At 70.8% G+C, this 15,037-nt stretch carries 14 protein-coding genes; 4 read left to right on the top strand and 10 right to left on the bottom strand.

Annotation, left to right across the window (positions count from 1 at the left end; translation table 11 throughout):
- Positions 1 to 15 precede the first annotated feature (15 nt).
- From WME90_RS10080 to WME90_RS10065, 4 genes are read right to left on the bottom strand one after another with little or no spacing between them, the layout of a single operon-like run.
- A complete protein-coding gene (locus WME90_RS10080; protein ID WP_437280870.1) occupies positions 16 to 1,530 on the bottom strand; it encodes a hypothetical protein in 1,515 nt (504 codons plus the stop codon).
- Complete coding sequence (locus WME90_RS10075) at positions 1,496 to 2,569, bottom strand: hypothetical protein (RefSeq protein WP_437280869.1); 1,074 nt, start codon at positions 2,567 to 2,569, stop codon at positions 1,496 to 1,498. Before WME90_RS10075 ends, WME90_RS10080 begins: the two co-directional genes overlap by 35 nt.
- On the bottom strand, positions 2,566 to 3,312 hold the full coding sequence (locus WME90_RS10070; protein WP_437280868.1) for a nucleotidyltransferase domain-containing protein: 747 nt from the start codon (positions 3,310 to 3,312) through the stop codon (positions 2,566 to 2,568). The genes WME90_RS10075 and WME90_RS10070 overlap by 4 nt, the downstream gene beginning before the upstream one ends.
- Positions 3,313 to 3,315: 3 nt before the next feature.
- Positions 3,316 to 4,743, bottom strand: coding sequence for a DUF692 domain-containing protein (locus WME90_RS10065; RefSeq protein WP_437280867.1), 1,428 nt, complete (start codon positions 4,741 to 4,743; stop codon positions 3,316 to 3,318).
- Between the two features lie 101 nt (positions 4,744 to 4,844).
- Between WME90_RS10065 and WME90_RS10060 the strand changes: the two genes are divergently transcribed.
- Entirely contained in the window at positions 4,845 to 5,822 is a 978-nt protein-coding gene (locus WME90_RS10060; RefSeq protein ID WP_437280866.1) for a D-2-hydroxyacid dehydrogenase family protein, read from the top strand.
- Positions 5,823 to 5,845: 23 nt separating this feature from the next.
- Here WME90_RS10060 and WME90_RS10055 read toward each other — a convergent pair whose 3' ends face one another.
- Positions 5,846 to 6,769 carry a Rieske 2Fe-2S domain-containing protein gene (locus WME90_RS10055; protein ID WP_437280865.1) on the bottom strand — a complete coding sequence of 308 codons (924 nt, stop codon included), beginning with the start codon at positions 6,767 to 6,769 and terminating at the stop codon, positions 5,846 to 5,848.
- A gap of 342 nt (positions 6,770 to 7,111) precedes the next feature.
- Here WME90_RS10055 and WME90_RS10050 point away from each other — a divergent pair, with 342 nt between their 5' ends.
- Complete coding sequence (locus tag WME90_RS10050; RefSeq protein WP_437280864.1) at positions 7,112 to 7,999, top strand: hypothetical protein; 888 nt, start codon at positions 7,112 to 7,114, stop codon at positions 7,997 to 7,999.
- A 70-nt stretch (positions 8,000 to 8,069) separates the two neighbouring features.
- Here WME90_RS10050 and WME90_RS10045 read toward each other — a convergent pair whose 3' ends face one another.
- Positions 8,070 to 8,300 (bottom strand): hypothetical protein, encoded by a 231-nt coding sequence (locus WME90_RS10045; RefSeq protein WP_437280863.1) that lies wholly within the window; start codon positions 8,298 to 8,300, stop codon positions 8,070 to 8,072.
- A 27-nt stretch (positions 8,301 to 8,327) separates the two neighbouring features.
- Positions 8,328 to 8,699 carry a hypothetical protein gene (locus WME90_RS10040; protein WP_437283591.1) on the bottom strand — a complete coding sequence of 124 codons (372 nt, stop codon included), beginning with the start codon at positions 8,697 to 8,699 and terminating at the stop codon, positions 8,328 to 8,330.
- Between the two features lie 283 nt (positions 8,700 to 8,982).
- Between WME90_RS10040 and WME90_RS10035 the strand changes: the two genes are divergently transcribed.
- Both WME90_RS10035 and WME90_RS10030 read left to right on the top strand, forming a co-directional pair.
- Positions 8,983 to 9,282, top strand: coding sequence for a type II toxin-antitoxin system Phd/YefM family antitoxin (locus WME90_RS10035; RefSeq protein WP_437280862.1), 300 nt, complete (start codon positions 8,983 to 8,985; stop codon positions 9,280 to 9,282).
- A complete protein-coding gene (locus WME90_RS10030; protein WP_437280861.1) occupies positions 9,279 to 9,710 on the top strand; it encodes a type II toxin-antitoxin system VapC family toxin in 432 nt (143 codons plus the stop codon). The genes WME90_RS10035 and WME90_RS10030 overlap by 4 nt, the downstream gene beginning before the upstream one ends.
- Before the next feature lie 230 nt (positions 9,711 to 9,940).
- Here the strand turns inward: WME90_RS10030 and WME90_RS10025 are convergent, their stop codons facing one another.
- From WME90_RS10025 to WME90_RS10015, 3 genes are all read right to left on the bottom strand, one after another.
- Entirely contained in the window at positions 9,941 to 11,944 is a 2,004-nt protein-coding gene (locus tag WME90_RS10025; protein WP_437280860.1) for a DUF4041 domain-containing protein, read from the bottom strand.
- A 519-nt stretch (positions 11,945 to 12,463) separates the two neighbouring features.
- On the bottom strand, positions 12,464 to 12,634 hold the full coding sequence (locus tag WME90_RS10020; RefSeq protein ID WP_437280859.1) for a hypothetical protein: 171 nt from the start codon (positions 12,632 to 12,634) through the stop codon (positions 12,464 to 12,466).
- A gap of 301 nt (positions 12,635 to 12,935) precedes the next feature.
- Positions 12,936 to 14,990, bottom strand: coding sequence for a sodium-translocating pyrophosphatase (locus WME90_RS10015; protein WP_437280858.1), 2,055 nt, complete (start codon positions 14,988 to 14,990; stop codon positions 12,936 to 12,938).
- Positions 14,991 to 15,037: the final 47 nt, after the last annotated feature.

Genomic DNA, 15,037 nt, shown 5'->3' with positions numbered 1-15,037 from the left:
CGCCGTCCACGCCGCTCACGCATCGAGGAAGCGGGCCTCCCGGAAGCCGGCGCGGAGCAGCGCGCGCGGGATGGGCACGATCCGGAGCAGCGGCGCGCCCTCGGGCACCTCGATCGGCGCCCCGAGCCGGCGCACGTGGAACACCGCCGGGGTCGCGAAGAAGACGTCGGTCGCGACCACGCCGCGCATCACGTCGTAGCCGTCGCCGTGGAACCCATCGAGCAGGCTCGACCAGCCCGGCGGCGTCCGGATGAAGGCCCACGGCTTCACGAAGAAGTGCGGCTCACCCGGCGGGTGCGGCGTGAAGTACTTCGTCAGGTACCAGAGCGCCCCGCGGTTCGCGGCGATGAAATCGTCGCCGAAGGCCTGCGCGAACGTGCGCTCCACCGCGGCCGCTCCGTCGGCCAGGCGCGGCGCCTCCGGCGCGACGGCGAGCGTGTGTCCGTCGAACGTCGCGCGGAACGGGACGGCGTTCCTCACCACGATCGACGCGAGCCGCCGCGCCCTCCCGCGCCATGGGACCGGATCGGGCCCGGCCGCGGTCGTGACCTCGGTCACCTCGGTGATCTCCGGCGCCGCCGGCCCGGCGACGACAAGCCGCACGCGCGCCGACCCAGCGTGGCCCTCTCGCGCGCTCCCCTCGCCCCCATCGCCTGCGCTCCCCTCGCCCCCATCGCCTGCGCTCCCCTCGCCTTCACCCTCTTCTCCAGCGCTCCCCTCGTCCGCGCTCCCCTTGCCCTCAGCTCCAGCGCTCCCCCGATCCGCGCTGGCGCTCCGCCGCCCCGCCGCGCCCCCCACGAGGCGCCGGTACTTGCGGGTCACCTGGCCCTTCTTCACCGCGAAGTACTTCGCGTCATAGAACTCCGCGTGCGCCCGCCCCACCTCGGGCGCGTCCGCGAGCGCGCACGCCTCGATCTGCACGTCGGGGAGCACCGGCGCGATGCAGGCGATCTCGCCCTCGAGCCGCAGGCGCTGCGGGGCCTCGTCGCGGACGCGCAGCTCGACCACCAGCGGGACGAAGGCGCCGTCGTCGGCGAGGTACGCCTCGCTCACCTCGATCAGCACGTTCCGGCGGTTGGCCGCGCCCGCCACGCGCAGCCACAGGCCCGGGTCCGGGCGCACGAGGAGCCCGGTCCACAGGCGCAGGCGGGGCGGCCCCAGCCCCTTCCGGCACGTCCAGGCGAGGCCGCCGCGCAGCGCCCTGTGCCACGGCCCTTCCGGCGCCAGGAAGCCCTGCGAGACCAGCCGGGGCAGCGCGGCGCTGTGGGCCCGGACGAGCGCCTCGCGGTGCTCGCCCGCAGGCTCGGCGCGGAGCGACCCGAGGCGCCGCCGCACCTCGATCGGCCGCGCCAGCGTGATCTGCAGCCCGAACGCGTTGCCCTCGAGCAGCGGCACGCACGCCTTCGCCACGCGGAGCGGCACCGCGCCGTCGAGATCGCCGGTGCGCCGCGTGAGCCGGCACAGGCCGAGGGCGTCGAGCACCTCGAAGCGGGCGTCACCCGCCGCAGCCACCGCCACCGCCGCAGCCACCGCCGCCTCCGCAGCCGCCGCCGCCGCCGCAGCTCGACGAGCTGCAGCTCGATCCGCCGGACGAGCCGCCGCCCGTGGAGACCGGGGGGGGCGGGGTCATCGCATAGACCATCGGCCCGAAGAGCGGCGACATCGCGAGCGCCGCCGTGCCGCTCGCGGCGACCGTCAAGCCGATGTCCACCGCCTCTCGGCGGCGGCCGCTCGCGACGTCCGAGCGGAGCGAGACGGTCGAGTCGTCGAGCCACCTGAGGTAGTCCGACTTCATGGTGCTGTAGGCGCTCGCGGTCCGCGCCACGATCCACGTGGCGACGAGCAGCGCGATCATCTCCACCACCAGGAACGTGTAGGGCCGATCGAGCTCCTCCGCGCGGATGGCGCGGATCAGCCCCACGCCGAGCAGGCCGATACCGACCGCCCACACAACGGCCGAGAGGGCCGTCATCGTCCCCTGCGGGCGGAGCATCCCTGCAGCGGCGAGCTCGCCGCGGAGCTCCTGCTCGAAGCGGGCCGCGATCTGGTCGGCGGAGGCGCGCACCTGATCGAGCGAGAGCGCCACCATCCGATCGCCGTGCGCGCCCCTCGACGAGAGCGAGCTGAAGAACGCCGCGAGCACCCGGTCCGGCGGGGCCGAGCCGACCATGAGGTGGAGCGCCTGAGGCGCGTCCTTCGCGTCCCCCGCGGGGACGAGCCAGCCCGCGGCCATCGCGACCGCGATCAGCGTGGCGGCGACGCCCTTCTTCTCGTCACGGAGGTACGCGATGGCCCAGTACTCGTCCGACTGGGGGATCCAGCCCGCCGAGAGCCGCTCCCGCTGCGGCGCACGCGCGTAGGCCGGGGAGCGGTAAGGCGCGCCCCCCGGCGTCTCCGCGACCGCCGCGGCGCCGCTCGGCTGCGCCGATCGATCGAGGGAGGCGCCGACGGCGCTGCGCACCAGGATCGCGACGATGAGGCCGCAGACCGAGAGCGCCAGATAGAAGAGCAGGAACGCCGGCCCCGACGCCATGTTGAACGGGAAGAAGTCGAAGATCTCGTGGATCATGGCGCCGCCTCTGGGTGCTCAAGCCGGTCGACGTCGTCGACCGCGCGCGCGAGCAGCTCCACCAGCGCCGCGTAGGCCGCGCCCGGCGCCTCGTGGACCTTCTTCAGCGGGGCCACGTCGACGCCGAGGAGCTTGCCCGCTCCGGCGAGCACCGCGCCCAGATCGTCGTCGCCCTCGATCCCGTGCAGGCCGAGCAGGGCGTGGAGCGGGCCGCGGATCTGCTTCACCTTGCGGGAGATCGCGCCCCTCAGGGCGTCGTCCGCGCCCATCCCGTCCACCACGGCGCGCCGGAGGCGGATCTGCGCCTCGCGCAGCTCCTGCTCGACGCGCAGGCGGCGGTTCTTGCCGTCGATCACGAGCGCCGAGAACGGGTCGCGGCCGGAGAGGAGCACGTGGCACCGGCGGATGTCGTCGTAGAGCAGCGGGAACACGTCCGCGGCCCGCGGGATCTCGGCGGCGGTGAGGATCATCGCCTCGATGCGGGCCGCGTAACGCGCGATCTGGAGCGCGTTGGCGATCGCGTCGAGGCTCTCGCGGGAGGCCTCCTCGAGCACCACCATCAGATCGACGTCGCTCTGTCCGTCGCGGTAGCTGCCGCGCGCCGCGCTCCCGTACACGAGCAGGCACGAAAGCTCGTCGCCGAGCGTCCGCTCCAGGCTCTCCTTCAGCTCGACGAGCCGCGCCTGCACCTGCGCCGGCAGCTTGGAGACGGCGCTCCCCTTGGCGATGGATCCCTCGTTCATGGTCTATCTTCGCGGCTCGACGAGCCGGACCTCGGCGCTCGAGCCAATCCCCTTGATGGCCCAGACTACCCGACCTCCCGGCAGCCGCTCTCGCCGAATGAACGGCAGGATCCTGGGTCGCACGCTCCCGTCGCCCGCGGGCCCGACGAAGCGGGCGTGGAGCAGCAAGCGATCGACGATCGCCTCGGGCGCGAGCCCGGGGTCAGCCGCCGCCGCCGCGGCGACGCGGAGCGCGTCGGCCACCGCGGTCAGGCTCGGGGCCCGCGGCGACGCCTCGACGCACCGGGCCGCGAGGCGCGCGGCCGCCTCGCGGTGAGACGAGAGCCGCGGCAGGAGCGGGAGCGCGTCGTCGACGCGCTTGCGCTGGAGGATCGCGCGCGATCGGGCGACGTCCTCGGCGTCGAACGGACCCACGGACTCCGGCGGTGGATCGAGGGGCGAGGTGAGCAGCTCGGCCACGCGGGCCTGGACCTCGGCGAGCGCCGACGCCTCTGCGGACGAGGCGCCGGCGGGCAACCCCGGTCGGGTCGACGCCAACGTGGGACCGGCCGACGTGGGTCGGGTCGACGTCGGTCGCGACGGCGCGGACCGAGCGATCGCCCTCGCGGTCGTGATCTCGGCCGCGAGCGCGGCGAAGGGCGGGAAATCGCCGTCGCGCTCGATCAGGATCGGGAGCGGCCCGGTGCGAGCGAGGACCTCGGCGAGCAGGGCAAACACCGGCGCAGGGACCGGATGGGCGTGCGTGTCGAAGTAGAAGCCGTGCTCCATCACGCCGCCGGCGATGTGGATCATCGCCACGCGCTCGAGCGGATAGGCTCGGACCAGCTCCCCGGGATCGACGCCGGCATTGACGGCGTTCGCATAGACGTTGCCCACGTCGAGGAGCAGATCGCACCCGGTGCGGGCGACGACCTCGGCATAGAAGTCCCCCTCCCCGGGGCCGTCGCCCGGGAACCGCAGCGTACACGCCGCATTCTCGAGCAGCAGGGGGATGTCCGGGAGCGCCCGCCGGGCGGCGGCGACGTTCCTCGCGACGGCGCGCGCCGCCTCGATCGTGTACGGCAGGGCCGTGAGGTGGCCGATCTCCCGGCCGCCGCCGCGCACGAACGCGACGTGCTCGCTCACGACCGGGGCCGAGAGCTCACGGCAGAGCGCCCCCAGGCGGCGCGCGCGATCCATGTCGATACCCGAGGCGCTGCCGAGCGAGAGCTTCACGCCGTGAGGCACCACCGGCCAGATGCGCGCGATGGCGGAGGCCTCGCGCCGCGCGGCCGGGCTCGCGAAGCAGGCCTCGGCGACGACCTCGACGAAATCCACCGCATCGGGCGCGGCCAGCAGATCGGCGGCGAGCTCGGGGCGGAATCCAACGCCGACGACACCGACGGCGCCGACGACGCTGGAGAGGGGCGAGCTGGGGGCGGGCACGAGCACGCGAGGACCTGCCTCAGTCTGCCCTCGCGGAGGGATTCGGAACAGAGGACAGCGGGATCGGCTAGAAGTCGAGATCACCCGAGATGCGAGAGGCAGCAACCATGCGCGTGGCGATCCTCGACGACTACCAGGGCGTGGCGCTCCGGATGGCCGACTGGCGAAGCCTCCACCCGGCGGCAGAGGTGCAGGCCTTCACCGACCACGTCGACGATCCCGACGCCTTGGCCGCGCGGCTGCGCGCCTTCCAGGCCGTGGTGCTGATGCGCGAGCGCACGCCGTTCCCGCGCGCGCTGCTCGAGAAGCTGGACGGCCTCCGGCTGCTGATCACGGCGGGCATGCGCAACGCCTCGATCGATCTCGCTGCCGCGACCGAGCGCCGCGTCCAGGTCTCCGGCACCGACATGCTGCCCTACCCGACGGCGGAGCTCACCTGGGGGCTCATCCTTGCGCTCTTCCGGCACATCCCGGCCGAGGACCGCGCCGCGCGCGAGGGTCGCTGGCAGACGACGCTCGGGCTCGGCCTCAACGGCAAGACGCTCGGGCTCGTCGGGCTCGGCAAGCTCGGCGGCCAGGTCGCGCACGTGGGCCGCGCCTTCGGCATGAAGGTGATCGCCTGGAGCCAGAACCTCACGGCCGAGCGCGCCGCCGAGGTGGGCGCCCGGCTCGTCACGAAGGACGACCTCTTCGCCAGCGCCGATGTCGTCAGCGTCCACCTCGTGTTGAGCCCTCGCTCCCGCGGGCTGGTGGGCGCGGCCGAGCTCGAGCGGATGAAGCCGACTGCGTTCCTCGTCAACACCTCGCGCGGCCCCATCGTCGACGAGGCGGCGCTGCTCGCCGCCCTGCGCGCGCGGCGCATCGCCGGCGCGGCGCTCGACGTCTTCGAGCCCGAGCCGCTGCCCGCGGATCACCCGCTGCTCGCGCTCGACAACACCGTGATCACGCCGCACCTCGGTTATGTCACCGAGGAGGGCTATCGCCTGCTCTATGGCCAGGCGGTCGAGAACATCCGCGCCTTCCTCGATGGCAAGGTGCTTCGGCCCTTGAACCAGCTCCCTGTCGATCCGGCGCCGCTCGGCTAGGCTCCGCCGCCGCGCTCCGCGGCTCAGAGGAACTGGCTGCTCCATTTGCGGAACGTCATGATGCCCTTCTCCCCGGCGCACAGGACGGGCTGAGCGCGGTAGATCTTGTTCTCCCAGATCGGGATATCCTCCTCGATCTGCCGGCAGATCTCCGCGGCCAGGGCCTGGCCGAGGCGCTGCGCGCCGTCGTTGCGCAGCCAGAAGGCGGTGCGGATGTCGATGAGCTCATCGTCGATCGGGGTGACCGTGTTCACGAAGAGGAGCTCGACGATGCCGGTGAAGCGGATCGTCCCGTAGCCCATGCCGTGGCCTTCCCACGTGATCGTGCCGTCGACCACCTGCCCTCCCGGGCCCTTCTGCTTCACCACCGATCGGGATCGGATGATGTGGCCCTCGACCTCGATCTCGGTCCGGGGCGGCACCAGCATGCCGTGCACCGTGACGAAGTGGGCCGGATCCACGATGTTCTCGAGGGCCTCCTGGACGTGCGTCCGGACCCTCCAGCGCTTGCCGTGGCTCAGGGACCACTCCGTCGAGCGCGCCTCGGCGAGCGGCGGGATCTCGAAGGCGGCGGGCTCGCCGCCGAGCGCGTGGTGGACCAGGATCAGGCCGTCGAGCTCCCGCACCTCCCAGGCGCGGGTCCTCGCCTTCGGAGGGATCGTGTCCGCGTAGGGGATGTGCACGCACTTCCCTTCGCCGGAGATCACCCATCCGTGGAACGGGCACCGGATGCCGCCCTGCTCGACGCGCCCGCCCACACCGAGGTGCGCGCCCATATGAGGGCAGTGGGCGTCGAGGACCCGGGCCTCGCCGTCCTGCGTCCGGAACAGCACCAGATCCTGACCGAAGCAGCGGAGCGGAACGGGCCCGCCCGTGGACAGCTCGTCCGAGGTGGCGACCTGGAACCAGCCTTGCGGGAAAGGCTGCAGAGGGATTCGAGCGCTCACATGGGTCTCCTCGGCTCAGCGTCTGTCGGCGTCGCCCGCGCGCTCGTGCAGCGCCGGGCGGAGGGGGTTTTCATCGTGCCGGTGGTCGCGGCACGAGCTCGCCACTCTACCAGCAAACCTCGGGGGCGTGAGTGAGCCGAGGCACTGGCACGCTCCCGCGCCGCGCGCGGCGTGCCTGGCGGGCGGCCGTGCTCCGGCGGACACGGCGGCTCTCCGCGGCGTGCCCGACGACCGCCCGGAGGCGAGCTGCTGCGCATCAAGGGCGAGCTGCGCTCGCGCCGGAAGCTGCCGAGCGCACTACCCTGATGGCCCCCATGCTCGGCGCACGGTAGGCTCGGGGGCGTGTCAGGGGCGCATTGGGCTCGCGGCGCGAGGAGGGCGACGCAGGCTGTCGTCGCGGCGACGGGGTTCGTGCTGCTCGCCCTGCGCTACGTGATCCCTGCCCTGATGGTCCAGGTACATCCCATTGGATCGACGGCGTCGCCCTATGGATATGTCGAGTACGTGCCGCCGGAGCCGGGGCCGCGCCCGCTCCTGCTCGTGCTGCACGGCGGGGGCAGCCGCGGTGACGGCACGTACCCGCGCGCCATCGTCCACCGCCTGCCTCCGCTGCGTTATCTGGCGTACGCGCGCCTGTTCGGCACGTCATCCTCGCTCCTCGACGCCGGCGTGCTGATCGCCGCGCCGCAGTCGCCCGGCGAATGGGACGCGGCGAAGATCGACGCCTTCCTCGACTACCTGCTCGCAACGCGCGAGATCGATCGCGACCGCATCTATCTCACCGGTCCGAGCATGGGAGGGTGCGGAACCTGGCGCTACGCCGCTGCCCATCCGGAGCGGCTGGCGGCTGCGCTGCCGATCTGCGGTGCTTGCCCGCAGACGGGTGAGCTCGCGGCGGGTCTGCGCACGCTCCCGGTGCGCGCGTTCCACGCCTTCGACGACGAGGTCGTGCCCAACTACATGTCTGCGACCTGGGTGTCCGCCATCGCCGCGCTGCGGGGTACCTCGAGCGGCAATCTGATGCTGAGTTATCCGCCGGGGTCCGATTCGACCGCGGTGCTCGACGGAGGCCGGGTCGTCTGGCGTCCCGGTACCGGCGCATCCGCGGACGATGCGCTCACGCTCACGGAGTTCGCGCGCGGCGGGCACATCGTGTTCGTCGATGTCTACGCCGAGGATGCGACCTGGCGCTGGCTGTTTGCGCAGCGCCGCGACGCCCGTGCGAAATGAACGCACCGCGGGCATCAAGCCGTCACGCCCAGCCCCCACGGCGGCGGCTGAAACCGCGCCTCGTCCCGCGTCAGCGCGCCGCCGAGAGCTGCTCCAACCCCTCTGCCACGCCGATAACGGGCGCATACCCGAGCTCGGCGCGGGCGCGGTTGGTCTTCATGGTCACCGAGCGCGACATCATGGCCACGGCGAAGCGGGTCATCGGCGGTGCCCAGCGGACGCCGAGGAGGAGCCATAGGCCCTCGATCGCGGCCGCGAGCGGGAGGGCGACGGCGCTCGGCACGCTGCGCCGAGGCAGCACCCCCCCCTTCCGTCCACGCGAGCGCCGTCAGGAAATTGCGCAGCGTGCGCGTGCCGTCCTCGGCGACGAAGCAGGCGCGCCCGCCCTGGCCTCGCTCCAGGGCGAGCTGCACCGCGTGCTCGAGGTTCGCGACGTGCGTGGTCGACGTGCGCGCCCCGCCTCCGTCGAGCCAGACGAAGCTCCCTCCCGGGCCATGCGAAGCACGGTCGTGTCCCTTGAACCCCAGACGAGGCGCGGGCGGATGGAGACGGTGGTCATGCCGCCGGGATCGTTCGCGGCGAGCACGCGCCGCTCCGCCTCCGTCTCCGAGTACAGGAAGAGTTGCCTCTCGGGATAGGGGCGCGCCTCGTCGATATCGATGAGATCGTGGCCATCGAAGAGCGCCGCCTCGGTGCCCACGTGGACGAACCGGCGCACGCCGGCGGCGCGCGCCGACTCGAGCGCCCGCGCCGCCCCTCCACGTTCGCCTCCCAGAACTGCGCGCGCGTCCCTCACTCCTCGACATACGCGCCGCAGTGCACCACGGCCTCAGCGCCCACGAGATCCTCGCCCTTCGGCGTCCCGAGGTCGGCCGCGACCGGCGCATGTGCCCGCGACCAAGAAACTGGCTCGAGGTGCCGAGGACGAGTCGACTGCCTAGGTGAAGCTGCCCGCGCCATCCCGCCCCGTTGCACTAATGTACATGTTGATGTACATTTTGAGCATGGCGCGTCGCTACTCCGTCGCAGAAGCTAGGGCCCAACTTCCCGCCATCATCGAGCAAGCGGAAGCGGGTGAAGCCGTCGAACTCACCCGGCGAGGCCGCCCCGTTGCGGTCGTCCTGTCCCGGGAGGAGTTCGAGCGGCTGCGCTCGGATCGACCGAGCTTCGGCGGCGCTTACCGTGCGTTCCGGAAGAGGTTCGTCCTCGAGGAGGTGGGCCTGGAACGCGACTTCGCCGCGTCCGTTCGCGACCGTTCGCCGGGTCGAAAGGTAAAGCTGTGAGCCCGCGCTTCTTGCTCGACACCTCCACGATCTCGGAGCCGATGAAGAAGGCACCCGACGAGGCGATGCTCGCGAAGATCGAGGCCCACGCGCACGAGAGCGCGCTCGCCGCCCCCGTGTGGCACGAGCTGTGGTACGGCTGTCGGCTCCTGCCCTCAGGCAAGCGGCGCACGGCTCTGGAGGCGTACCTGCGCGAGGTCGTCTACGTGTCCTTTCCCATCCTGCCGTACGACGCCGCGGCCTCGGCATGGCATGCCAATGAGCGCGCTCGGCTCGATGGGAAGGGAACGCCGGCACCGTTCGTGGACGGGCAAATCGCCGCCATCGCAAAGAGCAACGACTTGATCTTGGTAACGGCGAATGTTCGAGATTTTCAGCGATTTCAGGACCTGCCGGTCGAGAGCTGGTCGAGCAGAAAGAAGAAGTAGGAGACGACTCATCCTATCGACGGGGAAGCCAGGCGGCGCCATCAGCTTTATATGAAAACAAGAACCAACGTGAACACCGCTCCCAGGGTGAGGAGCCAGAGGAACGTGCCGGGAAACGCGAGTTGATGCAGAAGCGACGCGGCGGCAATGGCGGTCGCACCAAGAACCGGTAGTTGGTACTGCGCCTGGAGAGTGACGCGTATGGCCTGGTTCGCCGCACGCCGTGCCTTTCACGGCTCGCTCGCGAAGGAGCTCACCGCGGGAGCGAGCTCTGGTGGTGGAGCAGCAGCGAGCCCAGTGCCAGACGCGTCCGCAGCCGCCTGTGTCTTCCTGTACTCCTCGGCCGGTGGAACGAGCAAGAACGTCACGAGGCCGTGGAGGCTCTGGACGGTGTCGCGAATTTCCTCCAGCGTGACGCGGAAATATTCTTTGCGATGGTTCACCATATTGACCCGGCGAGCCGCGAAGGCACGATGGAGCTTGCCCTCCAGCGCAGGCGCGTCCTCGGAGTAAATGATCGCATGCACATCGAACGGGAACGGCACTGACGCGTCGCCGAGCTCGTCGACACGCTCGAGCGGCTCCAGCCTGCGTGTCATGCCGATCTTGTAGATGCCCTCACCGAACGAACCGATGTTCGACAGCACGTAGACGTGGCCGGACTTCGTCAGCTGCGCGCGCGCGATCGCCTTCGCTTTCCGATCAAGCGCGTCCTTGAGGTCAGTTTCGAGGCGGTTCACGAGGGCCTCGAGCTTCTCGTGCTGCTTCGCCGTCGCGGCGCGCGCGACTTCTGCGGCGGCCGCTTCGACTCCCGCAGCCTCGATCCTGGCTGCCTCGGCGGCCGCAGCTGCGTCCGCGGCGGCCAGCTCCGCGCGCGCCCGAGCGAGCGCGGCTGCCGATTTGGCCTCCTCCTTCTCGGCATCGGCCTTGGCGCGATCGATTTCCTCCTGGGCCCTCTGCTCCTCGCGCATCTGCTCCTTGATGCGCTTTTGCTCTTCCTTCTCCTGCTGGACTTTCTCGCGGTGCTCGTGCACGAGGTGCAGCTCGGCGAGCTTCAGGTCGAAGTACCGACGCGAGATGAAGACGCGCTGGACCTCACCGAGCTTGTTTATGTCGTCGTAGGCCTTCGTGATCCGCTGCTCCAGCGTCGTGACGTTGTCATACCGAACCTTCGCGATCGCAGCGTCGCATTCACCATTGAAGGCTCGCAGCATCAGCTTCGACTGCTGGCGGATCATTTTCTTGCCCTCAGCGGCGCTACCGCCGACGGACCACTTGGTGTCGCACGGCGCCGCCTTGTCCTCCTTGATGAGCATCTGCTGCTCGTCGCGCGTTCCCTTGAGGCGAGCGGTGTATTGCGCGGACGACTCGAACCCATACTTGGGCGCGTAGAAGCCGAACGACTGGATCTCGAGAGCCTCCTCGATGGACCGAAGCGCACGATCCGCGGCCTCGAACTCCGCCTTGGCGCGCAAGATGTCGCCTCGGATCCGCTCGAGCTCGTCGGGATCACGCGTCGCCATCTTGAGTGCCTCCTGGGTAGCCCGGAGCTCTCGATGCGCTGCGGCGGTCGAGTCCTGCGCCGATTTCGCCTCGGCCTGTGCGCGGGCGATATCGCCCTGGGCGGCCCTCAACTCCGTGCGGAGCTGTTCCAGCTCCTGTGCGGCCAACGGCAGCGACTGCCCGGCAACGGCCGCCGTGAACGGCGGGGATTGCGCCGTCGGCACCGAGACGAGTGCTGGCCGGGCCACAGCCGCGGGCTGCGGCGCCGGCGCGATCATTGACGAGGGTACACGCTGCGATGGCGTTGGTTGAGGCGATGGCAAGGCAGGGAGCCAGACCACCACGCCGAAGGACCCATGATTCGAGTGGGACGGCGGATCGAGTTGTGCCTGACAGGCCACGTGAGCTCCGTACCGGCCATATAGGTTGGCGAAGATGGGCTTCCACTGGAAGGCCAGCTCGCGCGGCAGATAGCCGACCTTCCCACCGAGCACCCATACGACGATGGCATTCGGGTCGTAGGGGTTTTGCGGATCAGATAGCAGCCATGCCTGCATGAATGCGCCCGTTCGACCGTGCACGGCCGAGACCACCCGCCGCATCTGGTCCGGGTTATGTGCCGCGCCGACGACCTCATGGCGCAGGCACCTCGGACCAGCGATCCAGACAGCGCGTTGACCTTCTACAGTCTCAATCGAGTGCGGGATAGCCAGGTCTTCGAAGGGCTGCATCCAATGTACTCCATCCGTAAAAGATCGGAATGTCCGCCCCTATTTTGGAAGGGGATATATCGTGCCATCAGCGTTGTCGGGAGGCATGGACGAGTAGGGGAATTGCGACCCGGACAGCGCGCCTGTATGTCGGCCAGCGACGGCTTCCCACGCGGCCGTTCCACACCATGTGCTTGCGCGCTGCGCTCGCGACGCCGCGGTCGGTCGCGTCACTCCACTGCATGGCCATCCGACCCCTGGCGCCCCTCCTGCGCATCGTGGGAAGGTAGCGTAGCCGACGGCCAACCCGACATGTCAAGCCCTCGGTGCGAGGCCATCAGATGACTCGATCGGACGCAATGCTGCGACGCGTTGGTGGAGGCCGCGACGTTGCCGGAGGTGGCGATGCCAGAGGACGGACGACGCCTCTCCGGCAACGGGGCGGCGTCGCCTCGCTGACGCCTGTGCAGAACCCCGAGCTTTGCAACCTCGCCAGGAGGAGAGCGCCCTGTCGCGCGAGGCCGCGCGACAGCCGTTCAGCTAGTCCGGCGCGAAGGAGATGATCTGCGCCCTGCACATCGTCACCGACTGCGACCACCCGGGCAAGAGCAGCAGCGGTCTGCCCAGGAGGCGCGCGGCGATGTCGCGCGATATCAGGCCATAAACCGGACGCGGTAGATCGGCGGCAGGTGGCTTGAGATCGACTGCCATGAATCGCCTTGATCCTCGGTGATCCAGAGCGAGCCTGTGGTGGACCCGAAGGCGAGGCGATCGCCGCTGTCGCCGATGTCGAGGGCGTGCCGGAACGTGAGGTCGTAGGCGTGGCGCCGCGGGAGCCCGTCGCCCTCCCACAGGGCACCGCCGTTCGCGCTGACACCTCGTCGCCGAAGGAGGAGTTTGCGCCGGCGAACCGCTGACTCAGTTGTCGGGAGCGCCCGCGCACGCGAAGCACAAAAAGCGAGAGCGCGGCCGGTGGGGGCCGCGCTCTCGCTCGCTGCTATAACGCGCTCGCTCAGGCGATGAGCGGAGCGATAAGGAGCGACACGACGCCCATCACCTTGATGAGGATCGAGATGCCGGGGCCCGACGTGTCCTTGAAGGGATCGCCGACGGTGTCGCCGACGACCGCCGCCTTGTGGGCGTCGGAGCCCTTCGCGTGGCCGTCGAGGCCGCCCTTCTCGATGTGCTTCTTCGCGTTGTCCCAGGCGCCGCCGCCGTTCGCCATCATCAGCGAGAGCACCGCGCCGACGACGAGCGCGCCGGCCAGCGTGCCCGCGAGGACCTCGGGGCCGGCCACGAAGCCGACGACGACCGGCGCGAGCACCGCGATGGCGCCGGGCGCGATCATCTCGCGGATGGCGGCCGACGTCGCGATGTCGACGATGACCTTCGGCTGCGGCTCGACGCCCGGCTTGCCCTCGAGCAGGCCGGGGATCTCGCGGAACTGACGGCGGATCTCCTCGACGATCGAGCCGGCCGCGCGGCCGACGGCGGTCATCGTGAGCGCGCCGACGAGGCAGGGCAGGAGCGCGCCGAAGAGGAGCCCCATGAGGACCTTCGCGTCCGTCAGGTAGAGCACGAGCTCCGGGAGGCCCTTCGCGCGACGGACCGCGTCGACCTCCATGTTGAAGGCGGCGAACAGCGCGACGACGGTGAGCACCGCCGAGCCGATCGCGAAGCCCTTGCCGACGGCGGCGGTGGTGTTGCCGACCGCGTCGAGCTCGTCGGTGATGTCGCGGACCTCCTTGCCGAGGCCGGCCATCTCGGAGATGCCGCCGCCGTTGTCGGCGATCGGGCCGTACGCGTCGACGGTCATCACGATCGCGGTCCCCGCGAGCATGCCGACCGCGGCGAGCGCGATGCCGTAGAGGCCGAGGTAGTGGTTCGAGATCCAGCCCACCGCGACGAGGGTCACGATCGGGATCGCGACGCTCTCGAGGCCGACCGCGATGCCGCGGATGACGTTGGTGCCGGGGCCGGTGAGCGAGCTCTGGGCCACCTTGTGGATGGGGCCCATCGACGTGTAGTAGTCGGTCACGAGGCCGACGATGGCGCCGCCCGCCGCGCCGGCCGCGAGGGTGACGACGGCGCCGGAGCTGAAGCCGAGCCCCGGGAGGATGCCGGCCGCCGCGAACACGACGAGGAACGGCGGGACGATGAGCGCGAGGCGCAGCACCCGGGCCGGCGGCAGGTTCTTGAGGGCGCGGGTGATGAAGATGCCGACGACCGAGACCGCGAGGCCGATCGTCGCGAGGAGCAGCGGCAGCGACACGGCCATCGCGCGGAGCTCCACCTCGCCCACCGACGGAGCGAGCTGCTGCAGCTTGGCGATCGGCATCGTGAGGCCGAGCGCGATCGCGGCGACGACCGCGGCCACGTAGCTCTCGTAGATGTCGGCGCCCATGCCCGCGATGTCGCCGACGTTGTCGCCGACGTTGTCGGCGATGACGCCCGGGTTGCGGGGGTCGTCCTCGGGGATGTTCGCCTCGACCTTGCCGACGATGTCGGCGCCGACGTCGGCGGCCTTCGTGTAGATGCCGCCGCCGATGCGGGCGAAGAGCGCGATCGAGCTCGCCCCGACGGCGAACGAGTGGACGATGGTCGCGAGGTGCTCGTGGCTGCGGAACAGCGCGTAGATGCCGCCCAGGCCGATGAGGCCGAGCCCCGCGACGCAGAGGCCCATGACGGCGCCGCCGTCGAGCGCCGTGACGAGCGCGGTGGGCTTGCCGTGCGCGCGAGCGGCCTCCGCCGTGCGAACGTTGGCGTACGTCGCGGCCTTCATGCCGAAGAAGCCGGCGATGAGCGACAGGAACGCCCCGGAAGCGAAGGCGCCCGCGGACAGGAGCCCGAGCGTCGCGGCCAGGAGCGCGAAGACGACGGCGGCGTAGACGGCGAGCACCTTGTACTCGCGCGCGAGGAAGGCCATCGCCCCCTCGCGGACGTAGCGCGCGATGCGCGCCATCGTCTCGTTGCCCTCGGGGGCCTTCTTGACGCGCACGTAGAAGGTGCGTGCGACCAGGAGCGCGACGGCGCCCGTTACGAGCGATTGATACGACAAAGCATCCACGGGTGATGGTCCTCTCGCTCGCCCCCGGCCGGAGCGAGCGCCGGCTC

Source organism: Sorangium sp. So ce375 (genome assembly GCF_051473855.1).
Lineage (GTDB): Bacteria > Myxococcota_A > Polyangia > Polyangiales > Polyangiaceae > Sorangium.
Note: the sequence above shows the minus strand (reverse complement) of the source record. Positions and strands in the feature narration are given on the sequence as shown.

Excerpts from the sequence above, each read along its gene's own strand:
- WME90_RS10075 (WP_437280869.1), bottom strand. The coding sequence starts at position 2,569 with ATGATCCACGAGATCTTCGACTTCTTCCCGTTCAACATGGCGTCGGGG.
- WME90_RS10070 (WP_437280868.1), bottom strand. The coding sequence starts at position 3,312 with ATGAACGAGGGATCCATCGCCAAGGGGAGCGCCGTCTCCAAGCTGCCG.
- WME90_RS10060 (WP_437280866.1), top strand. The coding sequence starts at position 4,845 with ATGCGCGTGGCGATCCTCGACGACTACCAGGGCGTGGCGCTCCGGATG.
- WME90_RS10035 (WP_437280862.1), top strand. The coding sequence starts at position 8,983 with ATGTTGATGTACATTTTGAGCATGGCGCGTCGCTACTCCGTCGCAGAA.
- WME90_RS10025 (WP_437280860.1), bottom strand. The coding sequence starts at position 11,944 with ATGCAGCCCTTCGAAGACCTGGCTATCCCGCACTCGATTGAGACTGTA.
- WME90_RS10020 (WP_437280859.1), bottom strand. The coding sequence starts at position 12,634 with ATGGCAGTCGATCTCAAGCCACCTGCCGCCGATCTACCGCGTCCGGTT.